Origin of the sequence: Metabacillus mangrovi (assembly GCF_009711125.1) — a bacterium.
GTDB lineage: Bacteria > Bacillota > Bacilli > Bacillales > Bacillaceae > Metabacillus_B > Metabacillus_B mangrovi.
In genome coordinates this window covers 42,089-68,279 of record NZ_WMIB01000016.1, presented here as the reverse complement: position 1 = coordinate 68,279, position 26,191 = coordinate 42,089, and the positions used below count along the sequence as shown (strand labels likewise).

Sequence of the window (26,191 nt, the reverse complement as noted above, 5' to 3'; positions counted from 1 at the left end):
TTCAACAAATCGACAAAGATAAGCAGTCCGGAGCATGGTACGATAATGGAAAGAACGTAAGGGGAGATGAATGGCTTTGACAACCTCTTTTATTATCATTCTTGTGCTGATCAGTACGCTCAAGCTGGTGCTTGCCAGTCCGCCCACGTTTGTAGTTGAATGGTTTATCGGTAAATTTGAAGTCCACCAAAAGCTTACAGAGAACCCGCTCTCTCTTCGCTTTAACGGAAAGCCGTTAAATGAGAAGGACAGAGTCCGATTCCTGCAATTATTCAATGAGTCTGGCTATTTGGATAAATATGAATTTCCCCCTGAACAAACAGGTACTCCTGTCGTGGTTGAAACAAAGAAAAAAAAGCATGATGTAAAGCTGTATGTGTATATGTACAGCGGGAGAATGGATGTTGTGAAAAAGTTTAAAAAGAAAGAAGTGGTCTATACGCTGCTTTCTGATCAATTGGAGGAAGGTTATCAGGTTTGTACAGAACACGCAGGGTAAAAAAACCCCCGATGCTAAAGAGGCATACCGGGGGTTTTTCTTCATTCTGCAGGAAACAGCTGATAAGCCAAAAGAAGGTCATTGGGGATTAGTCTTCATGTCACGAGTATGTATATTCTTCACTCATTAGTAAATTAATTGACCAATATCCTTCCGCAACCAAGCAGAAAGGGCTAAAAAGTGAAGGGTGGGAAAAAGGCCATGGTTTTTGGTGAAGCTTATCTTTCTGTACGTACACGTTTTGGATAAGGGTTTCGGATCAGATGGTAAGAAATTTGACCTGTTAGAAGAATTTGGTTCCATCTCTTCATTTTTCCTGGATTCATCCTATTGCTTCATTTCATTTGGTAGGATGTAGATGGTAAATACATGACGGAAGGGACCTAAACCATGATCTTGAATTTATCTTCCCAGCATTCCAACCGGTTAGTATTGGTAAAGAAAGCAGAAGTCAACTTCATTGATGTTGAATCCATCCTGTATATTGAGAAGCTTCAAAGAAAGACGTTCATTGTTACACCTTCCCGTTCTTTCACCACCACAACATCCCTTAAAGAAATAACCAGTCTGCTCCCGGCAAGGCTTTTCTTCCGCTCCCATAAGTCCTACCTCGTGAACATCCTTAAAATTAAAGATATTGAGCTGTATTCCAGTGCGTCGTACACGATTAAGTTTTTCGATTATAAAGACCGGGCCATGATGACGAGGGACAAGCTGAATGCCCTGATTGACATGCTGAACAATAGAGATGCATCAGGAAACCATCGATCAGCCACCTAGATGATGCCCCGCCGGTTTCATCTTCCTGTTCCCTCGCTGAACGCTTTGTGCAGCACTGCAGAGAGTGAGGAATTTACGAATCCTCCAAGCAGGGCGATGAGCAGCAGTCCCAGTCCAAAATGAAGCAGATGGCCGCCTTCAGCCATTGCTTCATAGCGGAAAACAGTCAGACCGAGAGGCCTCCAGGAAAAAGAGCCGAAATTGTTCATATCAGAGTATACACCGAGTCCCATTAAAGCGATGACGCTTCCAATTAAAATCAGCACAAAGCCTGCCGTAAAACTGATCACCATTTTTTTCACGCTTTTTCCTCCTTTACTGAAATCAATTTTCTGCCCGTCTTCCAAGCCTGAATCATTCGCTTCCCGTCTTCTGCAAAAGGAAGGAGCGAGATGAGATGGACGAGATTGACGGCTATGATGAGCACCGCAGTGGAAAACGGAAGGACCGGTGTCAATACGAACACTGCAGCAGTCAGTACAGCTGTCAGGAAAGGGATTCCGGGTCCAGCCAGCGAAGTGAGCCATTCGGTTTTGGGATCGGCGAGCGGCCGGACAATTTGAATCCCGCCTCTTCTCGCGGCGATAAAGATGCGGTATAGGCTTCCCGTCTTTTTTTGAAACACCGCATAATGGCCGAATTCATGCAGTGTAAAACTGATAAGAAAAGCGGCGGCCGTCACGGCTCCGTCATATACGGTCAGGAAAGGCAAAACGAAGGACGCCGCTGTAACGAGCAGTCCAAAACCCGCTGCAAAGTGGCCGAAAACGGACACCACGGCTGTCAGGAATAACAGAAGTGTTTTTAAAACAGGGGCACCAGCGGGAATATGGGTCCGCTTCTTTTTTTCCCATCTTACGCCCTGCAGCGTTTTAAAAAAGTACAGAACGGCAATGATGCTGTCTTTTACGATCAAGTCCGGTTTAAGAGGGGTTTTGATGTTCACTAAGTAATTCTGGTTCAGGGAAGCAAGCAGCTCCATAAAATCCCCGAGCACCTCACGGCTGTCCCAGCCACACTCCGCGGATACCTCGTCCGAAATGCGCTCTACAGACTTTTTCCCATCCACTTTCTTCAGCAGTTCAAACGCTGCCCCGCTGATTGGATGGCGGCTGTGCATGCCGCTGTCACAAATTTCAGTTTCCGACATGTCCACCCCAAACGGCCAAACAGGAATCGTTTCAGGTCTGATCATCGTTTTACTCCTTTCGTTTCAAGCGGGATGAGCAGCATAAGGCCCGCGGCAAGATACAGTCCCGCATATGCACCCGGAAACGGTTCATAAGGCTGCCCGAGCATACCCGCCAGACTGACCGCCCCGGCTGCAAAATAGAACAGCAGCATATTCATAAGCTGGCTGCCTGGATTGCTCCGGTTCATCGGCAGAACGGTTCCGATCAGATAGGCAGTAAGAAAAAGGATTTGGGCATTTAAAAAGAATGTGCCAGTGGATGGAGAGATCCCGGTAAGGAAGAGGCAGAGCCGGTATAAACCGAACGTTACGAGCGGCAGGAGGACGAGATGAACAGCGGCCTTGCTGACAGCGTACTCCCATTTGCGGATGCCCGAAGCGTTCAAGTATGGCCACAAACCCTGGTCCCGGCCTCTTGACAGCAGGGAGAAGAGGCAAAAGACGAAGGGAAGTCCATAGCTGATCACTGCTTCGTAAACCGGACCGTACACGAGGAGATTGTATTTTCTTAAACCAAGGCCAAGCCCGGCTAACACGACAAAGGCGAGTGCGCAATAAAATTGAGTTTCATAGTCGCGGGACAGCCGTTTGCCTTCAGTGATGATCAGGCTCAGGATGCGGTTTCGGGAAAAAGGCAGGAACCGGAGCGGCAGAGAGCCCTCCGTTTCATCCGGTCTCCATTCCGATTCAAAACGGAACAATAGTAAAATAGCAGCGCAAAGAATCATACTTGAGCACACCAGCATGGCCGCAAAAAGGAAGGCTCCGGAACTTCCTTCATGAAGCTTTCTGACCGTTTCTCCGAAAAGTGCTCCGGGAAGGAGGGAATCCAGTCCCCATTCTTGTTGTGCAGAAAAGTAAAACAGTCCTCCTGCCAAAATGGCTGAAAGGAAAAAAAGAATTTGATGCAGTGCGAGATGATGAGTCTCAGAACCCCTCCCGGCCCATCTTTTCGTCAGCAGGTGGATCAGCTGCTGCCACAATAACGCGGCAAGAATAGAATGGCCGATTAAAAGAAAGTATAAAAGGATAACGCCGATCTTTTCATATACCGGGAATTGAAGATTGTTTGCGAGCACAAGCAGCATGGGCATAAGTCCAAGAAGCGCAAACAGCCACATGATCAGCAGGACGGGAAGGAGCTGGCCGATCGTCCACGTGCTTTTGCGGACCGGAAGTGTTTCAAGAAGTCTTTTGCCGGCTTTTCCCCGCACTCCCCATTGCCAAAGAGTGACGACTCCGAACAGGGCAAGGAAATAGCTGAATTGAGCATAATTTGACGTATATTCATAGGTTCTGCCCAGATCCAGATTCGCACCGCCTGCAAAAAGCTGGTCCTCTACAAGCCCGTACAGCCGGTACATGCCAAATCCCGCTCCAAAAATGATCAGCAGGGGAACGATGGCAAGTAGCGGATAATCCTTTATCATCTCTAGAAAACGGTTTTTCCAGGTCAGAACGATGACTTTACCAATCTTCCATGAGTCCATGAACGCGCATCCTCTCTGCACCTAAATGATTCATTTTCGTATAGGCTTCCTCAAGTGTCCTCGACTGGCTTGCCTTCAGGAACGGTACAACTTCTGTTTCCTGAACGAGAATGCTGCCTTTATTGATAAAAGCAATCCGGTCACACAGCGTTTCCGCAAAGCCCAGATGATGTGTGGTCACGAGAATCGTTGTGCCTTTTTCCTTCAGCTGCGCCAAAATCTCCTTAACAAGAATAATCATATCCGGATCAAGCCCATTGGTCGGTTCATCAAAAATGAATATCTTTGGCCGGTGCAGGAGAGCGGAGATCAGCTGCACTTTTTTCCGCATTCCGTGCGAATACGATTTCAGCAGCTGGTTGCGGCTTTTCCATATATCAAACAGCTGCAGCCATTCTTTAATCCTGTACATGTAATGGAATTTAGGGATTTTCCGGAGGGATGCGGTAAACTCCAAAAACTCCATCGCGGTTAAATCGTCAACGAGCTCATCTGAATCCGGCACGATCCCTACATTCAGCTTGTAGAGAATGGACGTTCCGGATACCGCCTCATTTAAAATTCTCATGTCGCCCGCTTCACTCCGGATTGAGCCGGTGAGGAGCGAAAGAAGAGTAGTCTTACCCGATCCATTCGGTCCGAGCAACCCGAAAATCTCACCCTTTTTAAGAGAAAGAGATACGTCATGCAGCACTCGATGTTTTCCGAACGACTTGGATACGTGCACAATCTCTATCGTGTGTTCCATTTTCCAGCCACCTTGTTGGACGGTTTACTAATCGTACCCAGCCTGTCCAGCTATGAATTAAGGGATAATCTCACGTGAGTGGTTTATGGATAGATGCAGCCGATTGCTACGCTCTTATCATCTACGTTGTAGCTGCCTTGGAAATTTGCACCGTTTGCCGTACACCAAGCTGCATATCCGCCTGCAGCGATAACAGCTGCAAGAGCTACAACAGTCCAGGTAATTGCTTCGTTCACAGTATGTTCCGCATTGATTGAAACAGCAGGTTTTACGTAATTCATGATTTTGCACCATCCATTCTCAATTTTTATTTCGTTCCTTCAGGCTGGGCACATGTTTACTGTACCAAAATGGAAGATTCTTTCTATGAAGATGGTCTAAAACCGCTTTTTACTTGTCTGAAATAAAGTTTTGAAGACCTGTGGAAGTGGTAAGGAAAGCAGCCGTTTTCACTTAAAATGCCGCTCCTGCATACGCTAAACTAAACGTGGTTTAGAAACGGAGGATGCGATGTGCCGGTATCTGTTGTATTTAACCAAATCAATGTAGTAAGCATGGCTGCTAATGCCATTATCGGTTCCGGGCAGAACAGCCAGCCCGACTGGAATGCCCAAGGGAAATTTAACGCAGGCAACGGAAATTATGTGAACTCATGTGCGATCGGATGCACAAACATCATCAACGACCAGGATCTGTTTGATATGGCGATTTCCCAGCCTGAAGCAATCAATCCGCAGCCGGTTTCCCAGCTGTAAAGAGCCGTAATGAAAAACCTGGCGATTCACTTCAACAGCATCAACATTACGACTCTGTCTGCGAACTCAGGGGTTTTTACCGGCACGAACTCTCAATATGACTGGACTTCCAGTATAAAAAGCAATTACGGGTTCGGAAAAGTAATCGGAATGGATAACCTATCGATCGGAAATATAAATGTGGTGCAGGACGATGACATCATGGACTCAGACTTCACCCAAAATCAGGGCTCTAATGACCAGCCTGTTTATCAAAGCTAGCGAAAGCCATTCTCACCGGATGGTTTTTTCTAATCTTTTTTTGCATACGGTCCCCGTTATTTCTATATATTTGTACTAATAAAGAAGGGAAGTCCGTGGACAAGCCTATCAGGAAGGGTGGATGGCATGGCGAACATCTCGTTCAAGTCGATTTATGTAAATGTTATTCAAAACAGCTCGGGCGTGTTTTACGGTGAAAACCTTCAGTTGAAGTGGAAAAACCGTACGAAGCTGCAAGAAGGATTCGGAAAAATCAGCGGGAATGGCAATCTCATATCAAACAATCTGACGGCATCAGAAATTGCACGGATTAAAGCGAAGAAAAGTCAGCTGTCCTGATTCAGCGGATGCTCATGGAGGACAAGGTGGACATTGTTTTTCACTGTGTTTCTTTTTCCGGTCAAAACGCCAAACCCCGAATGGCTGCCCTCGGTGGCTGCAGTCCACTGCACCTGCCGGTTTTTGCCTATGAAAATTCCTGATTGGCTGGCGATCTCAAGCACGTTCAGATTTTCAAACGAGATACTCGACACATCTAATCTCAACGTTCTTCCCCCTTTTTTAACCTGCAGGCTATTTACGCTATGCACATGCAAGGGGGAACGTGCAAAAGGAATGAAGCGGGATGCAAGAGCGCGAATTACTGCTCATACTGAAGCTTATGGAAAAACGGCTTGATGCTCTGGAACGCCTGCTGAAAACACAGGCCGGTGCAGGACAGACCTTTCATATAGAAAATGTTGAAACGATGAACATCAAGGAGCTCGTTTACCGGCTCGAAAAAGTCGATGTCAAACAGCTGAGTGGAACGATGAACATAGGAAACACCTTTCATCAGGCAGAACAAAGGACGCCACCTGCCGAAAACCTGTCCATCCAGATAAACGGAAAAAACATTCCCTATCAAATGGCCAGAAAACCGAGCCCTCCCCAGCCAGCACCGGATTCCTCAAGCTTCGCCATAGGTGACATCCACATCGGCACAATAGAAGATGCATCCGCAGTGAACTTCGGCAACAACTTCCCCGCCCATTTCTCCAGCAGCAAAAAGCATAACCAAGGCTTCGGCAACATCCTCGGGGACAGCAACGATATCCGTGATATCCTCTCACACCAGGAAGAAAACGACGCAGTCGAACTATTCAGCGAGCAACCTGACAACCCGGAATTGCTGAAATGGCTGAAGGAGAAAGACGAAGAAGGGGATGACGAGGACTCAAACGGAGAGGTGGGAACTCAGCAGCTGCAGGATCAGAGTAAACCGACCGGCGGGGAGTGAGTGCTGTGCGGTGGGATTGGCGGGGGAGTCAGGTGAGGGGTCAATATGTGGTGGGGAAGTCAACTAGTAAGGTGAGGGGGGCAGCGATGGTGGCAGAAAGTCAGCTAGTAAGGTTGAGGGGGCAGCGATGGTGGCAGGAAGTCAGCTAGTAAGGTTGAGGGGTCAGCGATGGTGGCAGGAAGTCAGCTAGTAAGGTGAGGGGGCAGCAAGTGGGAGGGAGTCAGCATTTAATGGTAAAAAGTCAGCAATTGTTGAGAGGAAGTCAGCAATTCACGTGTGAAGGTAAGCAATTGTTGGGGGAAAGTCAGCTAGTAAGGTGGGGGTCAGCGATTGGAGTGGGAAGTCCGCAATTATAGGTGAAAAGTCAGCAATTGTTGAGAGGAAGTCAGCAATTCACGTGTGAAAGTCAGCAATTGTTAGGGAAAAGTCAGCAATTATCGCCAGAAGTCAGCAATTAAGTTACCTGAACCCCTGTTTCAGCTTGAGAAATGCTGCTGCACCAGATCCTGAGGTCAAATTTTCAGCAAAAATTTCGGAATTTCAGCATAAGCGGGTAAAATTTCAGTAAAACTTCGAAAATTTCAGCATAAGTCCTCTAAAAGGCAGCATAAATCATTGGAGCGGCAGTGAAAATGGGGCAGCCGTGCTTCCCAGCTCGGAAATTTGCCTCTCAAAATAAGGATAGCGACGATATTTAGGATATATCGGTCAAAATGAAAATATATCGGTCAAAATCGCTCTAAATTGTCTTTTCGGCAAAATTCGCCGAAAGCCACCGGATGAAAGTGTAGAACCCCCCTCCAAACCAGTCTCCCCACTCACCAAACCTGCCTTCAGCAGCATCCAAGCCAACCAAAAACAGGCCCCTTCCAAAGGGGCCTGTTCAAATATTTCCTACAAATCATCAAATCCATTATCCACATTGTTCACTTTCGTATACTGCCTTGATTTCTGTTCAAAGAAATCAGATTTGCCGAGGTCGACGTCTTCGTACGCTTTGATCCATTTCAGCGGATTGGTGCGGCAGCCTTCGAACGGCCGGCTGAATCCGAGCTGATTGGAGCGGACGTTGGCATAAAATTTAATGTATTCTTCCACGTCTTTCATAATGAGACCTTCCATCTGATCGCCAAGAATGTGGCGGCCCCATTCAATTTCCAGATGGGCTGCTTCGACGATTGTGTTTTCAACAAACGTCTTCAGCTCAGGTGTGTCATACTCTGGATATTGAGTCAGCACCTCTTTGAAAATTTTCACAAACAAGTCGACATGAATCTGTTCATCCCGGTTGATGTAATTGATCATCGTACTCGTAGCGACCATTTTCTGATTGCGTGCCAGGTTATAGAAGAATGCGAAGCCGGAGTAGAAAAACAGGCCTTCGAGAATCACATCGTATACGATGGATTTCAGCAGGTTCTCCACATTCGCATTTTCGGCAAAGGCTTTGTAGCCGTTCGTTACAAAGTCATTGCGTTTCCGCAATATTTCTTCGCTCCGCCAATATTCGAACACCTCATCCTGCTTGCTTTTTGAAACGATGCTGGACAGGACGTAAGAGTAGGAATGATTGTGGATGACTTCCTGCTGGGCAAGCATGATCATCAGTGCATTGATGCTTGAGTCTGTGATGTAGTCGGCTACTTTCCCGGCATAGTCTGTCTGGATGCTGTCGAGCAGAGCAAGCAGGCCGATGATTTTTAGGAATGCTTCCTGTTCATGGTCCTCCAGGTCATTAAACTGTTTTACATCCTGGGACATATTGATTTCAAATGGCGTCCAGAAGTTGGAGAGCATTTTTTTATATTTAGCGTATGCCCACGGATAGGCGACATCGTCCCAGTTCAGAATGTTGGAGCTCCGCCCGTTGATCAGGGCGGTTGAACGGTTGGGTGCATCGGCATCCATCATGGTCCGGGTATTTAAAGCGATATCAGTCATAACAGCTTCCTCCTAGCTCGCACAGGAATCACAGTCTTCAATCAGGCTTGAGGTGGAGCGGATATAGTACGTTGTTTTCAGTCCGGCATTCCAGGCGCTCATATGAAGATCAAGCAGTTCCTTCGCTTTGATCGTATTCAATACATAAAAGTTAAATGAAACCGACTGGTCGATATGGCGCTGTCTCGCTGCATTCTGTTCAATGCTCCAGTGCTGGTCGGTGAAGTAGGCTGATTTATAGTACCAGGTGGTTTCGGGACTCAAGTCAGGTGCTGTGACCGGAATCTTGTAATCCTTCTTTTCCTCTGAATACACCTTTTGGAAAATTGGATCGATGCTTGCGGTGCTTCCGGCGATGATGGAGGTTGAGGCATTGGGAGCGACAGCCATCAAATAGCCGTTGCGCATTCCGTTTTCCGCCACCTGCTCCTGAAGCTCTTTCCATTGCTCTGAGTCATAGCCGCGTGCTTCAAAATAAGTGCCCGTTTCCCAGGCCGATCCTTCAAAAGCCGGGTAAGCCCCTTTCTCCTTTGCGAGCCCTGAGCTTGCCTGAATCGTTAAAAAGGAGATCTTTTCATATAATTTATCCGCATATTGGACAGCTTCTTCGCTTTCCCACTTGATTCCTTCAAGAGCGAGCAGGTGATGCCATCCGAACGTTCCAAGGCCGATCGCCCGGTATTTATGATTTGTCAGCTTCGCTTGCAGAACCGGAATCTTATTTAAATCGATGACATTATCAAGCATGCGGACCTGGATCGGAATCAGCCGTTCAAGCACATTCTCCGTTACCGCCTTTGCCAGGCTGATCGAGGAAAGGTTGCATACGACAAAGTCGCCAGGTGTTTTTACCGTAATGATTTTTCCGTCTTCCGTATATTGTTCATCCATCGTGGTCGCGCTCTGGTTCTGGGTGATTTCGGTGCAGAGATTTGTGCAGTACACCATTCCGGCGTGGCTGTTGGCGTTCATCCGGTTCACCTCATCCCGGTAAAACATGAACGGTGTACCGGACTCAAGCTGGCTGATCATGATCCGTTTCATGATATCAATGGCCGGAACCTTTTCTTTCGGCAGATCGGGGTGGTTGACGCATTCCCAATATTTCTCCCGGAAGCTGCCGCGTCCTTTTTTCTCGTCAAAATAGTCTTCAATGCTGTAGCCCATGATTTTCCGGACTTCATGAGGATCAAACAGGTACCAGTCCGCGCGTTCCTCCACCTGTTCCATAAACAGATCCGGCAGACACACGCCTGTGAACAGGTCGTGGGTGCGGAGCCGCTCATCCCCATTGTTCAGCTTGGAATCAAGGAAAGAAAAGATATCCTTATGCCAGACGTCAAGGTAGACCGCGATCGCGCCTTTTCTCTGGCCGAGCTGGTCGACGCTGACAGCTGTGTTGTTCAGCTGTTTCATCCATGGCAGGACTCCGGAAGAAACTCCTTTAAAGCCGCGGATATCGCTGCCGCGGCTGCGGATTTTTCCAAGATACACGCCGATTCCGCCGCCGCTTTTGGAAAGGTTGGCGATGTCGGTGTTGCTGTCGAAGATGCCCTGCAGGCTGTCATCGATCGTATCAATGAAGCAGCTGGACAGCTGGCCGACTGATTTGCCGGCATTGGATAATGTCGGGGTGGCAACCGTCATATACAGGCTGCTCAATGCCCAGTATGCTTCTTTTACAAGCTGAAGACGGTGTTCCGCAGGCTCTTTTGCCATCAGCGTCATCGCGATGATCATAAAGCGCTCCTGCGGCAGCTCCATCGTCTGTTTCGTGTAATCACGGGCAATATAGCGGTCGGCCAGTGTCCGCAATCCGATATAAGTAAAAAGAAGGTCGCGCTCCGGTTTAATCTCATCCCCGAGCTCGGCGATTTCTTTTGGAGAGTACACCGACGGGATCAGGTCGCCATATATGCCGATGCCGTGAAGACGGTCAACCAGTTCCAGAAAAGAGCCGTATTTGGCTTCTTTCGCATACCCGCGGTTTCGGGCTGCTTCAGTATAAAGCTGGTCAAGGTAGAGTCTTGCGCAGAAATAGGTCCAGTCCGGCTCATGCTCGGAAATATTGGAGAGTGCCTCCAGTATGCTGAGATTGCGGATTTGCTTCTCTGTATATGTATCTCTTGAAGTAATGGAACTTACAGCTCTCTCCGTAAAAGTTCCTAGGTCAAGTGCAGGGAAATCGGCTCCGGCCTTGCGGATCCATTGTGTGAACATCTCTTCATCAAACGGCTTTTTCAGGCCTTTCTCATCTGTAATGGTTGTGATGGTTTTCGTTGTCATAGCCATCCTCCTCCAAGGGAAAATAAAAATCCGCTCTTGGCAATTGAGCGGATCAAACGATAGAATAAAAGAGGATCTTTTACTTCCACCGTTTCATCTTCCCAATCCCCGGGAAAAGCGAAACATATCCAGCATCGGCAGGTCTCCTGACTTGTGCTTCTTCCTACTGTGGACCCTTCCCGTACAAAAATGTACAGTGGCATGTCCAGTTCGTCGCACTTACAGTTGCGGGGACAGTTCCGGCATTTCACCGGATTCCCTTTTAAGCTTTGCTAAGCACCGATTGCTGTGGAATATAAACTATATATAGTAGTATGTTAGATGATTGTTTTCTATATATTGTGTTTGTTATAGATACATATTAAAGGACAAGGATTGTAATTTCAACTCTTTCCCCTCGAAAATATTCTTTTTTATTTAATCCGATGTGCTTGACAAAAATCTGCACATCCATTTGTAATAGAAAGAACAAGTCTGATTTCAGAGGTGCTGTCCGTGAAAATCCTGATGAATACTGAACTGGTCAGCCGGAGCGATGCGAAGGTTGATATTGAAGACAGAGGCTATCAATTCGGTGACGGAATCTATGAGGTAATCCGAGTATATGACGGTGAGATCTTTACCCTCGATGAGCATATGGAGCGGCTGGAGAGAAGCGCGAAGGAAATAAAGATTACCCTTCCATGCAGTTTAAGCGAACTTAAGGAACGCGTAAAAGAACTGGTGTCTGTGAATGCCGTTCACGACGGCGGAATCTATATGCAGGTGACGAGAGGAGTCAGCGCCAGGAATCATTTGTTTCCGGGTGCGGATGTAAAAGCACAGCTGATCGCTTACCCGGTCCCTTCCAAGCGGCCGGAGGAGCTCCAGAAATCCGGGGTGGAAGCGATGACGCTTGAAGACATCCGATGGAAACGCTGTGACATCAAAAGCCTGAATTTGCTTGGGAATATCCTGGCTAAACAGGAAGCTTCAGAAGCAGATAAGTTTGAAGCGGTCATGATCAGGGATGGCATTGTGACAGAAGGCAGTTCCACTAACTTTTATGCGGTAAAGGACGGGACCGTATACACCCATCCTGCGAACCACTATATTCTGAACGGCATTACGAGGATGAAAATTATTGAAGCGTGCGGACATGCCGGAATTCCATTTGAAGAAAAAGGAATCCGGGCAGAGGACCTTCATCAATACGACGAGGTGTTTATCTCCTCCACCACGATCGAAGTGATGCCGGTCATCAGACTGGACAATCTCGAATACAGCGGGGGCAGACCAGGACCGGTAACGCAATCCCTGCAGAAAGCTTTCCGAAATCTTCTGCCTGGCGGAAATGTTTATACCCAATAAAAGCATACGAACAGCAAACCCGGGCTTACTTATAAATAGCCCGGGTTTTATTTGTTTGAGAAAACACGAAAAACAAGAAAAAATATCCAATGTAATGTTGACCTTACATTATAGATGCCATCATATTGGCTGCTTTCAAGACCAAATTTAAAATCGGTTCACAAATGTGATGAGGAACCGATTTTCCCATGATAAATCTGCTTTTCCTGACGCTATCCCTAATGACTAGATCAATGACAAAGTCGTATATAGTTAGAGTGCGCTTTACTCTTTCTGCAGTTGCTCAACTGCTATTTTTGCAGCTTTGGCGATCAGTTCGTCATCATAATCCGCATCCGCATTTTCACGGCTGGAGAGTATCGCAAGAATGATTGGATCATCATCTGGCGGCCATATGACAGCAATATCATTTCGAGTTCCATATGAGCCTGATCCGGTTTTGTCTCCGACTACCCAATCCTCCGGTACACCTGCCCGAATCAAATTGTCTCCCGTAGTGTTTCGTTTCAGCCAGTCATTCAGCAGTTCCTGTTTCTCACCAGAGAGAACGTCACCGAGTGTAAAAGCCTGCAGACTTTCAGCAAGTGCTTTCGGCGTGCTCGTATCCCTCGTTTCCCCAGGGTTCACATCGTTAAGATCCGGCTCGATACGCTCTGGATTGGTCACATCATCACCTATTTCTCTAAGTGCTTCCTTAAATCCTTCAGGTCCTCCGATTGCATCAAAGATGAGATTGGCAGCTGTGTTATCACTGTAACGGATCGATGCATCACTCAACTCCTTTAAAGTCATTCCCTCATTGACATATTTTTCAGTTACGGGATTATAGTTCACTAAATCATCCTCTGTAAAATGGATCTTCTCTTCAAGCTCACCGATCGATTTTTGCTTCAAAAGTGTTCCTACAGCCAGCGCCTTGTGTGCAGAGGCATAAGCAAAGCGTTCATCTGCATTGTAGGAAACAGATTTGCTGCTTCCCGTATTGAGTGCATAAACTCCGAGCTTTGCCTGATACTCCTTTTCCAGCTCCTCAAAACCGCTGCTTTCTTCCGGTTCCTCACTTGAAGCCGGTTCATTTTGATTACCTGAACAACCTGTAATAAACAGAGCCCCCAAAATGAATGCTGTACCTGCAAATTTCCTTATAAAAATTTTTTTCATGCGAACCCTCCATTACATAATCATCCATTTATATCAACCCAGTAATTTGACTTTGTTTGGGTAATCTTAAAAAACCACTTTTTGCTATTGGCTTATACTTATATTGGAAACGGGGTTAGCCTCAATATATCATAGACAGAATGCCTGAATACAGATAAAGACCTTTTCAGCCCAGAGTGTCCAAATAAGCTTTCTTCCTCAATTAAAGGTAAAATGTAAAGTACTATACAATCGAATTTTGCAAAGGATGGTTGCCCGGAAATGAGAAGTGTAAAGATCATAACAGTGCTTTCCCTTGCAGCTTGCCTGCTGTGGGCAGGAAGCCTGGTCTATGCTGTTAACAGCCAGTTGTTTGGAGGGGAAGGACCCCCTCCGGTCAAACCGCCTGCCGGGGACATCGCTGAACCGTTGAGTAAAGAAGGAGAATATAAAGTGGTCGGTCTCGGAGATTCATTAACGAAGGGAATCGGAGACGAAGATGGTAAAGGGTACGCAGGCTATGCGCTGGATGAACTGAAAAAGAAAACCGAACAGGAGATTCAGTTCACAAACCTGGCTGTAGGAGGGTTCACTTCAGCCCAGCTCGAGGAGCAGCTGCAGCAGCCAGAGATCCGGCGGCAGGTCAGCCAGGCAGATTCGATTATCATGACGATCGGCGGCAATGATCTATTTGCCGGGGGAGAGGTGATGAATAATTTGTCTGCTGATGCAGTGAAAGAAACCCGAACCGGCTTTCTCAGCCGCCTGGGGAATATATTTAAGCAGATTCAGGCCGTTAACCCGGAGGCGCAGGTATTTTATGTGGGCTTGTACAACCCGTTCAACGACCTGTCGAGCAGCAAAGTAACGTCCGGGATCGTTCGTGAATGGAACTTTTTTGCCGCGGAAGAAGCAGCCAAATACAAGAATACAGTCTCTGTGCCAACCTATGATTTGTTTGAACAAAATGTAAACGACTACTTGTATGATGATAAATTTCATCCAAACGCGGAGGGGTACAAGCTGATCGGTGAGCGGCTGTCTTCTCTTATCACGTTTAGCAGGGAGGGGGATCAACAATGACAGACAGCCAAGTGACCCTTTCTGTCAGCCGTCTTGAGAAAAAAATCAGGAAGAAACAGATCATCAAAGGAATCAGCTTTGAACTCCGTAAAGGGGAAGTGTTCGGTTTTCTCGGTCCGAACGGAGCAGGAAAAACAACGACCATCCGGATGCTGGTCGGTTTGATCAAACCGACTGCAGGCTCGATCTCGATTTGCGGGCATGATCTCGCCCGGGACTATACGAAAGCGATTCAGAATATCGGCTGCATTGTGGAAAATCCGGAATTGTACACGTATTTAAGCGGTCGGGAGAACCTGGATTATTTCAGGAGGATGATACCCGGAGTATCCAAAGCACGGATTGATGAGGTGGTGCACCTTGTCCGGCTTGAACACCGGATCCATGACCGTGTCAGCACGTATTCCCTCGGAATGAGGCAGAGGCTCGGGATCGCCCAGGCACTTCTGAGCAATCCAAAGGTTCTGATCCTGGACGAACCTACGAATGGACTCGATCCGATGGGAATCAGGGAAATGCGTGAATTCATCCGCTTCCTTGCCGAAAAAGAAGGACTGACCGTTCTCGTCTCGTCTCATTTACTAAGCGAGATTCAGCTCATGTGTGACCGGGTGGCGATCATGTCGAAAGGCAGCATCCTGAAGACCGGGGCCGTTTCAGAACTTTTGACAGAAAAGGAGAGGGTGATCTGGCACGCCGAACCGATCTCAAAAGCAAGGGAACTCTTGTCCCGGGAAACGGAGATCCTTGCAGAAAGTAAAACGGCGGTCATTACAGCGAATAATCCGGACCAGATTAGCCGATGGAATGAGACACTTGTGAGAGAGGGAGTCGCAGTTAAGGGGATCGAAGTCAAGCTGCCTGCACTTGAGGACCTTTTCATCGAGCTGACAGAAGGTGAAGCCATTGATTAACCTGATTTATAATGAAATGATTAAAATTGTCCGTAAAAAAAGATTGTTTATTATTATGGGGATCATTGCGGCGCTTGCAGCACTGTTCACGTATGCCCAGGTAAAAGAGCATCAGGAATCTGTTAAAGAGGCAGGCACTGAGGACTGGCGAACCCAGGTGCAGCAGGAGATCATCAATATGCAGAACAGGCTGAACTCCGGCGGAATATCCGGTGAGTGGAAGGAAATTTTACAGATCCGGGTTAAGCAGCAGCAATACTATCTGGTTCATGATATTAACCCTTCAGCACCCGGTGCCCCGACCTTCATGAAAACCTTTGCCGAGAACTCGATCGATTTGCTGCTGCCGCTTATGGTGATGGTGATCGCGAGCGATCTCGTATCTTCCGAGTACACGAACGGCACAGTGAAGCTTCTGCTGACAAGGCCTGTGAAACGGTGGAAGATCCTTATGAGCAAATACATCACTCTTTTGCTGGCGGTTTCATTTATTGTGCTTGCGACGGGGGTGTTAACTTACGGTGTTTCCGGGATTGCCCTCGGGTATTCAGGCTGGACACTTCCGGTGCTGACCGGCTTCTCGGCTGAAGGGGGACAGCTCGACACGAGTGCAGTACAAATGATGAGTCTTTGGCAGTACATCCTGATGGATTACGGTCTCGTATGGTTTGTGGCAGTCATCGTCGGAACGCTTACGTTTGCCCTTTCTTCTCTAATGAAGAGTACAGCATCTGTCATGGGTGTGATGCTTGCTTCCCTGATCGCCGGAGCGATTTTAGCTAATATGGTTTCGGCATGGGATTCGGCTAAGTACCTCTTCATGGTCAACTTAAACCTGACAGACTATCTGACTGGCATGTCCCCGCCAATTGAGGGAATGTCGCTCGGTTTCTCGATGACCGTCCTGCTCGTGTGGGCGGCAGCCGGACTTGCCGCTTCGTTTTTCTTTTTTACGAGGAAGGATGTTTATTAAATAGGCTTTGTTAAAACATGGTGTTGATTTTTCACACCTGTTGATTGGAGCGGAAGGCGTGAGACTCCGAGCTAAGAGCAGCGGGACAGGTGAGACCCCGCAGTCGCGAAGCGAGGAGGAGGCTCACCGCCCGCCCCTGGATGAGCGAACACCTGCTAGCTGCAATCAACAGCCAAGTTTAACAGAGCTATTAAATAAAAAAACCCGGATTGCTTCTTACCAAGCAATCCGGGTTTTTTCTTTTAAGCTGCGATTTCAGGTGTACCCTTTTTCTTCTCTGGCAAGTATCCATACAGGATGGTTAAGACAGGTGAAAGGTAGAGGAAGAACGCGAACGGCAGGTAGTGGATCACATCCACACCAAGGGACTGGGCGAAAAAGGCGCCGCTCACTCCCCATGGAATCAGCGGATTCACAAGTGTACCCGCATCTTCAAGCGTTCTGGAAAGAAACGTATTCGGAACCTTGCGTTCACTGTAAAGAGGCTTCAATGACTGCCCGGGGATCAGAATGGACATGTATTGTTCTCCGGTTGCCAGGTTCACACTGATGGACGAGGCTGCAGTTGAAGCGACAAGCTGTCCGCGGTTTTTTACTTTTTGAATGAGTCCGTTCATGAGGGATTGAATGATTCCGAGCTTTTCCATCAATCCGCCGAGAGCAAAAGCGATCATGATGAGGGAAATGGACCACATCATCGATTGCAGACCGCCGCGGTTCAAGATTGATGCGGCCTGTTCATTCGCGATTTCAAATTTAGTACCGTTTTGCAGTACGCTCATATACGATCCAAAATCTCCGTTACCGGCGAGTATTCCGGTGACACCCGCTGTCGCGATCCCTGCAATAAGAGTAGGAATAATCGGTTTCCTGAAAACAGCGAGAGCGACGACCAGCACCGGAGACAAAAGGGTAAACCAGCCAGTATTCACTGTGTCCCCAATGGCTTTCATGATCTCCTGCACCTGTCCTGAGCTTGCAGGGTCAATCGAGAGAGAGCGTCCCATGATAAAAAAGATAATAGCTGTCATAATGATGGCAGGAATGGTGGTTTTCGTCATATGCCGGATATGTTCGACGATGGAAACCTCGGCTACCCCTGCTGCGAAGTTTGTTGTATCAGACATTGGCGACATTTTATCTCCGAAGCATGCCCCGCAAATCACAGCTCCAGCGGCCCATTCCAATGGAATTCCGGCTGCAGCGGCAATCCCCATCAATGCAACTCCAACCGTGCTGACTGTTGTGAAGCTGCTTCCTACCAGCATGGACACGAACATACAGCTGATAAGCCCTGTAATCAGCAGGTACTGCGGGTGGATGACAGAAAGTGAAAAATGAATAACGGTTGGAATGGTGCCGCTGAACATCCAGGCTGCAATCAGCATCCCGATCAAGGCAAGGACTAGAATGGGCTGGATCCCATTCTGAATTCCGGCTACTATTCCTTTCTCCAGACTGCTCCACTTCTTTCCTTTAATGATTCCGAAAAGGGCGAGCAGGATGACACACAACAGGAGCGGCAGATGAGGCTCTGTTTTTATTAAGAAGAGACAGGAAAAAATCGTCCCAAGCATGGCCAGCAAAATAATCAATGAAGTTCTAAAACGGATAAAATCGGATTCCATGCAGATCACCTTTCTTTTTTACTTAAACGCTTTTACGCATAAAAGTATTATAGCAGGCCATCATTCATTGTCAATGGAAAGAAAGGGCATGAAAAAAAAGCCGCCTGGCACAGCGGCTTCTCTGATGTTTATTTGGCAATCAATACCGGTATGACGGATTCTTTTGTAACCTTATCACTCACACTGCTGGACACCAGCTTCTTGAAGCCGGAAACTCCGCGGTGTCCGACGATGATCATATCTGCTCCGACTTCTTCTGCATAGGAAAGGATTGAGTCGGAAGGATTTCCTCCCATCACCTTTACCTCGCCGTGGATTTTATTATCACGGAGAATGGATTCAGCTTCAGCTGCCGCATGATTTGTTTCCCTGTCAGCATACTGTTCGCCCGCTGCTTCGTCAATCCTCGTTTCATTCCTCGGATCACTGACCGGCGGCATTGGATAATTCGTTAATCCATCGCCGCTCAGGCGGTTAGCAAAAAAAGGCTGGGCAGAGGATGCTGTAAGTGCCTGGCCGCCCTCATTTTCATTTTCGTAAACATGAAGCACAGATAAATGTGCGTTTAGCTGCTTGCTGAGACTGATTCCTGCAGAAAGCGCTTCCCTGCTGTCGTCTGTACCATTGAACGCTACCAGCAAATGCCGAATCATATTCAATCTTCCCACATCCTTTTTAAGTTTTACCATCTTTCCTTGTATTTACCCTGTTTTTCCAATATTTAATCAACTCCCGGACTACCCCTAGTAATTCCGGTGATGTACCGTATGATTTATCGTTATGTTTAGAAGGGTATTGTTTAAGAGGCTGAAAAGAAGCCCAACTTCCATGAGATTGCGGGGATACTATGAGAAAAAAATTAATCGTTAAAATATCAGCAATTGTCATTCTGATTTCGGTTCTTGCAGGACTGATTGTCCATCAGGCGATGATTGCACGGGCTGATGTGAGCAAGCTTGAAAAATCCATCTACCAGCCTACGGCTATTTATGATCGAGACGGGAAGCTTGCAAGCAAGCTGTCATCCTCGAAAGTAGAATGGATGGATTATGAGGAGATGCCGAAGAATTTTGAACAGGCTCTTATCGCAACAGAAGACAGAGATTATTATGAGCATAACGGCATTGATTACCTCGGGATTGCGAGGGCTGCCTATAAAAATGTAACAGCAGGAGGCGTGGTGGAAGGTGGAAGCACCATTACACAGCAGCTTGCGAAAAATACTTTTTTAAGCCAGGATCAAACCTTTACGCGTAAATTCGATGAGTATTTCCTTGCAAAAAAAATCGAGCAGAAGTATTCAAAAGAAAACATTTTGGAGCTATATGCCAACCAGGTTTATTTTGGCGAAGGGGCATGGGGCCTTAAAAGCGCCGCCCAAACGTATTTTTCCAAAAAACCGGAGGATCTGACAGTTAGTGAATCCGCCGTACTGGTCGGTTTGATTAAAGCACCTTCCAATTATTCTCCTGTGAAGAACTACGATAAATCCATCGAACGCAGGAATGTAGTAATCGGATTGATGGAAGATCAGAAGCTGATCACGAAGGCTGAAGCAGAAAAAGCCAGAGGGGAGGAACTTGCTCTGAAAGAATCTTCCGGTGATCCCCTGAAGGGCAAATACCCTTCCTATGTTGATCAGATCATTGCAGAAGCAAGCAAGCGTTATGGCATTTCCCAGGAAAAGCTTCTGGCAGGCGGCTATAAAATTTACACAGAATTAAATCAGGACATGCAAACCGGCCTTGAAGAAATATTTAAAGATGACAGTCTTTTCCCGGAGAGTAAAACTGATCAGCCAGTGCAGGCAGGATCTGTGCTGATAGATCCCGGGTCTGGTGGAATTCAGGCCCTGATCGGCGGCAGGGGAGAGCATTCGTTCAGGCAGTTCAACCGGGCTACACAACTGAAACGGCAGCCAGGCTCCATATTAAAACCAATCGCAGCTTACACACCGGCAATTGAAAAGGGCTATACCCTTGATGATTCTCTGAAGGATGAAAAGATGGACTTCGGCAGCTATTCACCGTCTAATATTGACGGCCAGTACCGCGGCACAGTCTCTCTTTATGAAGCATTTACAGAAAGCTACAATGTACCGGCTGTTTATGCGTTAAGCAAGGTTGGGATCGACGCAGGTCTGGATGCAGCGAAACGGTTCGGCATTCCTACTACGGAGAATGACCGCCAGTACGGCCTCGCACTCGGAGGCTTACATGAAGGAGTTTCTCCGCTTCAAATGGCTGAAGCCTTTTCTGCTTTTCCAAACAAAGGGGTGCGGAATGAGGCACACTCTATAACAAAAATTGTGGATTCAGAAGGAAAAACAGCAGGTGAATGGGATGGCGCCAAATCAAAGGCAACCAGTGAGTACACTGCAAGAAAAATGACCCAGCTCATGCTTGGAACAGTTAATGAAGGTACAGGGGAAAATGCAAAGATTGACGGCTGGGAGCTTGCAGGCAAAACCGGCTCCACCCAGGATCCGAACGGCGGAGATGGCACGAAAGATCAATGGTTCGCAGGCTATACCCCGAATCTGGCCGGAGCTCTGTGGATCGGCTACGACAAGACCGACGCCGATAACATCCTGGACACAACAAGCAGCCAGACAGCAGCACCTCTATATAAAAAGATTATGGAGCGGGCACTGAAAAACGAAGAAATGGAAAGCTTCAACATCCCGCTTTACAAAGAACCTGAACCCGTTCGACCTGCAGCTGAAAAAGAGAAGGACGAATCGTCAAAAGATCAAGAAAAGCCTTCGGATAAAGAGGACAGCAGGAAAAAAGAACAAAAACCCGAGCAGCAGAAGAAGGATTTAGAAAAGAAGATAAAAGATAAAGTAAAAGAAGAGAAGAAGAAATGGGAAGAGCAATTTAAGAACGGTTAAGCTCAAAAAACCCCCCGCATTGGTATGCGGGGGGTTTTTGGCACGGATTATACCGGCCGCAGAACCCGTTTGCAGTTGTGACCGCCAAAAAGCGGGCGGAACGGACAAATAAAAAAACCTGCTCTTGAGCAGGTTTTACAGCATATTTACGATCCAGGCGATTACAACAATTGCACCAATAACCATAAGAATTGTACGCAGCATAGTAGTTTCTCCTTTGCATTTTTTTTTAGTGTTAGCATTGCAGCGGCTATTATTCAGAATTAGTGAAGCTGCGGAGCCAGATTAACGTCTGAAGGGGAGAAAAGGGTACCCAATTTTTCGCTAACCTTGTCGTAATTCTCTTTATCACAGACGATTTGAAGCTCCTGGTCGCCGGTTAGTGTCAGCAAAAATGCGACAAGAGATGGGAGTTTTGATACATCGACCTTGGACCCTTCGTCTGCATTGATATGTATATCCATATTTAATGATTTAGCAAGCTGATTCAGTTCGATCGCCTGTTCCATACTTAGTGAGGAACCTATGAAATATGTAGCTTTTTCCATATTAGCTCAACCTCCTTTAAAAATTCTAACGAAAAGTAATTGTTATCTATCTAATACCTTAATCAATCATCGTTGAAACTGAAAAACCGAAAAATAGGTCCTTAGACCCCTGGTGTGTAATACCATAGTGTTTTCTGCTTCCTCAAAATTTAAAAAATTTCAAATTGACAAAAAGCTGTCACAAATGGTATCTTTACAAAAGATGTTTACACAAAAATTGGAAAGGAGGGACGCGTTATGGAAAAAGTGGTATGCAGGAAGCCTGTTTCTGATCGCCCAGCATGCGCGGCCCTCCTTATCGTATAGACAGATGATACTCAAGCTGTTCTACATAAGGCATGGTTCTGCGTTTTATAACAGAACCATGCCTTTTCTGATGGAAAAGGCATATCCTCCAAGGTGTGTCTTTTTTTGCTTTCTAAGGCCATAAGGTCTTTTAAAGATAAAGCTGTGTTAAAGCATGCTGTTGATTCTGCTGGAGCGGAAGGCGAATGCCTGCACCGCAGTAAATCAGCCATTTAACAGAGCAAAAGATAAAAAACAAAGGAGGAAGAAAACATGATTCAAAAGAAAATTTCCAGGCTGCTGAATGAGGGAGATCCAGAAAGCGGCTAGTTGGCAACTGAAATAGAAGGGAGCTGAACACATGTTTTCAGTTTTGGGAAAATTAAAATGGTTTTTTAAGAAATACTGGCTGAGGTACACCATTGCGATCGTGCTTCTTCAGCTTGTGAACTTTTTGGAAGTGGTTCCGCCGAAGCTGCTTGGAAACGTTATTGATGAAATAAAAGCAGGAACGTTTTCTGCCGGTTCGCTTACATTTTATGTGCTGCTTTTTCTAGGGCTCGGCGTTGTAACGTACACGATGACTTATTTTTGGATGTACAATTTGTTCGGTGGAGCTCAGCTGATTGAAAGAATTCTCCGTTCGAAATTAATGGGGCATCTGATGAAGATGACGCCCCGGTTTTATGAACAGAACCGGACAGGCGACTTGATGGCCAGAGCGACAAACGACTTGAAAGCCGTGTCACTTACGACCGGTTTCGGGATTCTTACTCTTGTTGATTCAAGTCTTTATATGCTGACGATTCTTTTTTCCATGGTCATCCTGATCAGCTGGAAGCTTACCCTGGCGGCTGTCCTTCCTCTGCCTGTCATGGCATTTGCGATCAGTCTTTATGGCAGGAAGATCCACGAACGGTTTACTCTGGCCCAGGATTCCTTCGGCGATTTAAATGATAAAGTACTGGAATCCGTCCAGGGTGTGCGGGTGCTAAGAGCTTTCGTCCAGGAAAAAGAAGATGTTCAAAGGTTTCAAAACATGACAGATGATGTTTACAGAAAAAATGTGGCCGTGGCCAAAATCGATGCTCTTTTTGATCCGACGGTCAAACTGCTTGTGGGCATGAGTTACTTGATCGGACTCGGCTACGGGGCTTATCTCGTGTTTAATCAGGAGCTGACTCTCGGGGAACTCGTTTCCTTTAATGTGTACCTCGGAATGATGATTTGGCCGATGTTCGCGATCGGTGAACTGATCAATATTATGCAGCGGGGAAATGCTTCACTGGACCGTGTAAATGAGACCCTTGCGTATGAAGCGGATGTGAAAGATCATGAGCATCCCATTTCAATGGACGCGCCGGATGGAATTGAATTCCGGGGTGTTACTTTCCAGTATCCGTCTTCTGCAGCAGAGAATCTGAAGGACCTGTCTTTCCGGGTGGAAAGCGGGGCTACAATCGGCATCGTCGGGAAAACCGGAAGCGGAAAAACAACCATCATCCGGCAGCTGCTTAGACAGTATCCTGCAGGAAGAGGGGAGATCCTGATCGGAGGGGTTCCCATTCAGCGGATTCCGATGGAGACTCTGCATAAATGGATCGGCTATGTACCGCAGGATCACATCCTGTTCTCCAGGACTGTCCGGGAGAACATCTTGTTCGGGAAAAAAGATGGAACCGAAAAGGACGTTCAGCAGGCCATTGATTCTGCTTTTTTCCGAAAGGATGCAGAGCTGCTGCCTGAAGGGCTGAAAACACTTGTTGGAGAAAAAGGGGTAGCCCTTTCCGGAGGCCAGAAGCAGCGGATCTCCATTGCAAGGGCGCTCATCGCCAATCCGGAAATTCTGATTCTTGATGACTCGCTTTCGGCAGTCGATGCCAAAACCGAGACCGCCATCATCGAAAACATCCGGACAGAACGGGCCGGCAAAACGACCTTCATTACTACACACCGTTTGTCAGCAGTCGAGCACGCAGATCAAATTCTCGTCCTTGATGATGGGAAAATCATTGAGCGGGGCACACATAAAGAGTTGATGAAGGAAAACGGATGGTACAAAACCCAGTATGAGCGCCAGCAGGTTGAAGAGCAAAACGAAGGCGGGGTGGGCGCATGAAGACCGGGAACCGATTAGTCCAATATGCACTCTATTATAAAAAGACACTGATTGCCGCACTGCTTATGCTGACGGTAGCCGTGGGGGCAGAGCTTACGGGTCCGATTATTGCCAAGAAAATGATTGATGATCATATCATTGGCATTGAAAAACCATGGTATGAGACATCCGCAGGCGGGAAAGACACAGTCACCTACAACGGAACAAGGTACAAGAGAGAAGACCGCTTTACTGAGGGTGAATCGAAGGGCAGCGAAGTCCGCATTCTCCAGACTGAACTGGATTATTATTTTATTCCGGAAGGTGTAAAACAGGACGGGGAACGAAAAGCGGAAAACGGCCAATTTGTCATCTCAAACCGGGACGGGGAAACCTCCTACCCGGCTGTGAAATTGAGCAAGGATGAATTAATGAAATTTTATGAGCCGGAGGTAAGCGGAATCATCTTCCTGATGACCCTTTATTTCGGCCTCCTGGTACTCGCTTCCTTTTTCAACTACGGCCAGCGCTTCTTCCTTCAGGTCACATCCAACCGGATCATTCAGCGGATGAGGATGGATATCTTTGAACATATCCAGAGGCTGCCGATCAAGTATTTTGATAATCTTCCGGCAGGGAAAGTAGTTGCCCGTGTAACCAATGATACGGAAGCGATCAGGGAATTATATGTAGCGGTGCTCGCGACCTTCTTTACAAGTGCCATTTACATTACAGGGATCTTCATCGCTCTGTTCCTGCTTGAGGTCAAACTTGCACTGATTTGTCTAGCAATTATCCCGATTCTGGTCCTCTGGACCATCGCATACCGGAAATTTTCATCAAACTATAATGAGAAAATCAGGACTCTTGTGAGCGATATCAATGCCATGGTGAATGAGTCCATACAGGGGATGACGATCATCCAGGCATTCCGCCGCCAAAAAGAGATGACGGCAGAGTTCGAACAGCTGAATGAGGCGCATTATACGTATCAAAATAAGCTCCTCAGCATCAATTCACTGCTGTCCCATAATATGGTCGGTTTCATACGGAATGTGGCATTTGTTGCGCTCATCTGGTATTTCGGGGGGGCCTCGCTTGCACCCGGCTCTATGGTTTCACTCGGCGTGCTGTATGCCTTTGTCGATTACTTGAACCGATTGTTCCAGCCGATTTCAGGCATCGTTAATCAGTTTGCCCAGCTTGAGCAGGCACGTGTCGCCTCTAACCGGGTGTTCAGTCTTCTTGATGAGAAGGGGATTGAAGTGGAAGCCGCGGAGAACCCCCGCTATAAAGGAAATGTCTCGTTTGACCATGTTTATTTTGGTTATACAGAAGGGCATGATGTACTGAAAGATATTCACTTTGAGGCGAAACAGGGAGAAACGGTTGCGCTCGTAGGTCATACAGGTTCGGGGAAAAGCTCAATCATGAATCTCCTGTTCCGTTTTTATGATGTGGACCGCGGCAGTATCTCCATTGATGGCGTGAACATTAAAGAAATGTCCAGACAGGAGATCCGGAAGCATATGGGAATCGTCCTTCAGGATCCGTTCCTGTTTACAGGAACGATTGCTTCCAATGTAAGCCTTGAGAATGAGCAAATCCCGAGAGAACAGATTGAAAAAGCCTTAAAGGATGTAGGGGCGGAGCATTTGCTGAAAAGCCTGCCGAAGGGATTCGATGAACCGGTTATCGAAAAGGGAAGCACCCTTTCCTCCGGACAGCGCCAGCTGATCTCTTTTGCAAGAGCACTAGCGTATGATCCTGCCATCCTCATCCTGGATGAGGCGACGGCAAGCATAGATACCGAAACAGAGTTGGCCATCCAGGAAGCACTTGAAGTATTGAAAAAAGGCCGGACCACATTTATCATTGCCCACCGTCTTTCGACGATTAAGAATGCGGACCAGATTCTCGTGCTGGATCGCGGCGAAATCGCAGAAAAAGGCAGCCATGACGAACTGATGAAAGCAGAAGGGAACTATTATCAAATGTATAAGCTGCAGCAGGGAAAGCAAAGCGCAGGCAGCAGTCTCGCAGGATAG

At 47.1% G+C, this 26,191-nt stretch carries 25 protein-coding genes and 1 riboswitch; of the genes, 13 read left to right on the top strand and 12 right to left on the bottom strand.

The features are described from left to right. Positions 1 to 70 precede the first annotated feature (70 nt). Entirely contained in the window at positions 71 to 499 is a 429-nt protein-coding gene (locus GKZ89_RS14695) for a YfmQ family protein (RefSeq protein ID WP_155113158.1), read from the top strand. A 390-nt stretch (positions 500 to 889) separates the two neighbouring features. Beyond that, on the top strand, positions 890 to 1,279 hold the full coding sequence (locus GKZ89_RS14690; RefSeq protein ID WP_155113157.1) for a LytTR family DNA-binding domain-containing protein: 390 nt from the start codon (positions 890 to 892) through the stop codon (positions 1,277 to 1,279). Positions 1,280 to 1,296: 17 nt separating this feature from the next. Here the strand turns inward: GKZ89_RS14690 and GKZ89_RS14685 are convergent, their stop codons facing one another. The 5 genes from GKZ89_RS14685 to GKZ89_RS14665 form a co-directional block, all read right to left on the bottom strand. Continuing rightward, entirely contained in the window at positions 1,297 to 1,581 is a 285-nt protein-coding gene (locus tag GKZ89_RS14685; protein WP_155113156.1) for a hypothetical protein, read from the bottom strand. Continuing rightward, on the bottom strand, positions 1,578 to 2,474 hold the full coding sequence (locus GKZ89_RS14680; protein WP_155113155.1) for a zinc metalloprotease: 897 nt from the start codon (positions 2,472 to 2,474) through the stop codon (positions 1,578 to 1,580). The genes GKZ89_RS14685 and GKZ89_RS14680 overlap by 4 nt, the downstream gene beginning before the upstream one ends. Continuing rightward, on the bottom strand, positions 2,471 to 3,961 hold the full coding sequence (locus GKZ89_RS14675) for a hypothetical protein (RefSeq protein WP_155113154.1): 1,491 nt from the start codon (positions 3,959 to 3,961) through the stop codon (positions 2,471 to 2,473). Before GKZ89_RS14675 ends, GKZ89_RS14680 begins: the two co-directional genes overlap by 4 nt. Continuing rightward, a complete protein-coding gene (locus GKZ89_RS14670) occupies positions 3,939 to 4,709 on the bottom strand; it encodes an ABC transporter ATP-binding protein (protein ID WP_155113153.1) in 771 nt (256 codons plus the stop codon). Before GKZ89_RS14670 ends, GKZ89_RS14675 begins: the two co-directional genes overlap by 23 nt. 83 nt (positions 4,710 to 4,792) lie before the next feature. Beyond that, positions 4,793 to 4,990, bottom strand: a complete 198-nt coding sequence (locus GKZ89_RS14665) for a hypothetical protein (RefSeq protein WP_155113152.1) — start codon at positions 4,988 to 4,990, stop codon at positions 4,793 to 4,795. Between the two features lie 231 nt (positions 4,991 to 5,221). On the opposite strand from GKZ89_RS14665, the gene GKZ89_RS14660 reads away from it, so the two are divergent. The 3 genes from GKZ89_RS14660 (at position 5,222) to GKZ89_RS14650 (ending at position 6,064) form a co-directional block, all read left to right on the top strand. Next, positions 5,222 to 5,464 (top strand): hypothetical protein, encoded by a 243-nt coding sequence (locus tag GKZ89_RS14660; RefSeq protein ID WP_162356917.1) that lies wholly within the window; start codon positions 5,222 to 5,224, stop codon positions 5,462 to 5,464. 9 nt (positions 5,465 to 5,473) lie between these two features. Beyond that, the gene (locus GKZ89_RS14655; protein ID WP_155113151.1) at positions 5,474 to 5,725 is read left to right on the top strand and encodes a hypothetical protein; all 252 of its coding nucleotides are present in this window, start codon (positions 5,474 to 5,476) and stop codon (positions 5,723 to 5,725) included. A gap of 126 nt (positions 5,726 to 5,851) precedes the next feature. Beyond that, a complete protein-coding gene (locus GKZ89_RS14650; protein WP_155113150.1) occupies positions 5,852 to 6,064 on the top strand; it encodes a hypothetical protein in 213 nt (70 codons plus the stop codon). Here GKZ89_RS14650 and GKZ89_RS14645 read toward each other — a convergent pair. Further along, complete coding sequence (locus GKZ89_RS14645) at positions 6,052 to 6,270, bottom strand: hypothetical protein (RefSeq protein ID WP_155113149.1); 219 nt, start codon at positions 6,268 to 6,270, stop codon at positions 6,052 to 6,054. The genes GKZ89_RS14650 and GKZ89_RS14645 overlap by 13 nt on opposite strands. 80 nt (positions 6,271 to 6,350) lie before the next feature. On the opposite strand from GKZ89_RS14645, the gene GKZ89_RS14640 reads away from it, so the two are divergent. Then, positions 6,351 to 7,004, top strand: a complete 654-nt coding sequence (locus GKZ89_RS14640; RefSeq protein WP_155113148.1) for a hypothetical protein — start codon at positions 6,351 to 6,353, stop codon at positions 7,002 to 7,004. An 894-nt stretch (positions 7,005 to 7,898) separates the two neighbouring features. Here the strand turns inward: GKZ89_RS14640 and GKZ89_RS14635 are convergent. Further along, a complete protein-coding gene (locus tag GKZ89_RS14635) occupies positions 7,899 to 8,945 on the bottom strand; it encodes a ribonucleotide-diphosphate reductase subunit beta (protein ID WP_155113147.1) in 1,047 nt (348 codons plus the stop codon). A 12-nt stretch (positions 8,946 to 8,957) separates the two neighbouring features. Continuing rightward, positions 8,958 to 11,237, bottom strand: a complete 2,280-nt coding sequence (locus GKZ89_RS14630) for a ribonucleoside-diphosphate reductase subunit alpha (protein ID WP_155113146.1) — start codon at positions 11,235 to 11,237, stop codon at positions 8,958 to 8,960. 113 nt (positions 11,238 to 11,350) lie between these two features. After that, a riboswitch (cobalamin riboswitch) is annotated at positions 11,351 to 11,530 on the bottom strand. Between the two features lie 196 nt (positions 11,531 to 11,726). Between GKZ89_RS14630 and dat the strand changes: the two genes are divergently transcribed. Then, positions 11,727 to 12,581 carry a D-amino-acid transaminase gene (dat, locus tag GKZ89_RS14625; RefSeq protein ID WP_162356915.1) on the top strand — a complete coding sequence of 285 codons (855 nt, stop codon included), beginning with the start codon at positions 11,727 to 11,729 and terminating at the stop codon, positions 12,579 to 12,581. Positions 12,582 to 12,845: 264 nt separating this feature from the next. Here dat and bla read toward each other — a convergent pair whose 3' ends face one another. Beyond that, positions 12,846 to 13,742, bottom strand: a complete 897-nt coding sequence (bla, locus tag GKZ89_RS14620; protein WP_155113145.1) for a class A beta-lactamase — start codon at positions 13,740 to 13,742, stop codon at positions 12,846 to 12,848. A gap of 261 nt (positions 13,743 to 14,003) precedes the next feature. Between bla and GKZ89_RS14615 the strand changes: the two genes are divergently transcribed. The 3 genes from GKZ89_RS14615 to GKZ89_RS14605 are packed head-to-tail and all read left to right on the top strand — an operon-like array spanning position 14,004 to position 16,691. Further along, positions 14,004 to 14,804, top strand: coding sequence for an SGNH/GDSL hydrolase family protein (locus tag GKZ89_RS14615; protein ID WP_155113144.1), 801 nt, complete (start codon positions 14,004 to 14,006; stop codon positions 14,802 to 14,804). Continuing rightward, on the top strand, positions 14,801 to 15,718 hold the full coding sequence (locus tag GKZ89_RS14610) for an ABC transporter ATP-binding protein (RefSeq protein ID WP_155113143.1): 918 nt from the start codon (positions 14,801 to 14,803) through the stop codon (positions 15,716 to 15,718). The genes GKZ89_RS14615 and GKZ89_RS14610 overlap by 4 nt, the downstream gene beginning before the upstream one ends. Then, positions 15,711 to 16,691, top strand: a complete 981-nt coding sequence (locus GKZ89_RS14605; protein WP_155113142.1) for an ABC transporter permease — start codon at positions 15,711 to 15,713, stop codon at positions 16,689 to 16,691. The genes GKZ89_RS14610 and GKZ89_RS14605 overlap by 8 nt, the downstream gene beginning before the upstream one ends. Positions 16,692 to 16,933: 242 nt before the next feature. Here the strand turns inward: GKZ89_RS14605 and nhaC are convergent, their stop codons facing one another. Together nhaC and GKZ89_RS14595 are read right to left on the bottom strand one after the other, a co-directional pair. Then, complete coding sequence (gene nhaC / locus GKZ89_RS14600) at positions 16,934 to 18,319, bottom strand: Na+/H+ antiporter NhaC (protein ID WP_155113141.1); 1,386 nt, start codon at positions 18,317 to 18,319, stop codon at positions 16,934 to 16,936. A gap of 128 nt (positions 18,320 to 18,447) precedes the next feature. Next, positions 18,448 to 18,972, bottom strand: a complete 525-nt coding sequence (locus GKZ89_RS14595; protein ID WP_241680272.1) for a universal stress protein — start codon at positions 18,970 to 18,972, stop codon at positions 18,448 to 18,450. A 194-nt stretch (positions 18,973 to 19,166) separates the two neighbouring features. Here GKZ89_RS14595 and GKZ89_RS14590 point away from each other — a divergent pair, with 194 nt between their 5' ends. Further along, complete coding sequence (locus GKZ89_RS14590; RefSeq protein WP_155113139.1) at positions 19,167 to 21,212, top strand: transglycosylase domain-containing protein; 2,046 nt, start codon at positions 19,167 to 19,169, stop codon at positions 21,210 to 21,212. Positions 21,213 to 21,475: 263 nt separating this feature from the next. On the opposite strand, the gene GKZ89_RS14585 is transcribed toward GKZ89_RS14590, so the two are convergent. Further along, on the bottom strand, positions 21,476 to 21,760 hold the full coding sequence (locus GKZ89_RS14585) for a hypothetical protein (RefSeq protein ID WP_155113138.1): 285 nt from the start codon (positions 21,758 to 21,760) through the stop codon (positions 21,476 to 21,478). Positions 21,761 to 22,406: 646 nt separating this feature from the next. On the opposite strand from GKZ89_RS14585, the gene bmrC reads away from it, so the two are divergent. Both bmrC and GKZ89_RS14575 read left to right on the top strand, forming a co-directional pair. Continuing rightward, positions 22,407 to 24,164, top strand: coding sequence for a multidrug ABC transporter ATP-binding protein BmrC (bmrC, locus tag GKZ89_RS14580; RefSeq protein WP_155113137.1), 1,758 nt, complete (start codon positions 22,407 to 22,409; stop codon positions 24,162 to 24,164). After that, the gene (locus GKZ89_RS14575) at positions 24,161 to 26,191 is read left to right on the top strand and encodes an ABC transporter ATP-binding protein (RefSeq protein ID WP_155113136.1); all 2,031 of its coding nucleotides are present in this window, start codon (positions 24,161 to 24,163) and stop codon (positions 26,189 to 26,191) included. Before bmrC ends, GKZ89_RS14575 begins: the two co-directional genes overlap by 4 nt.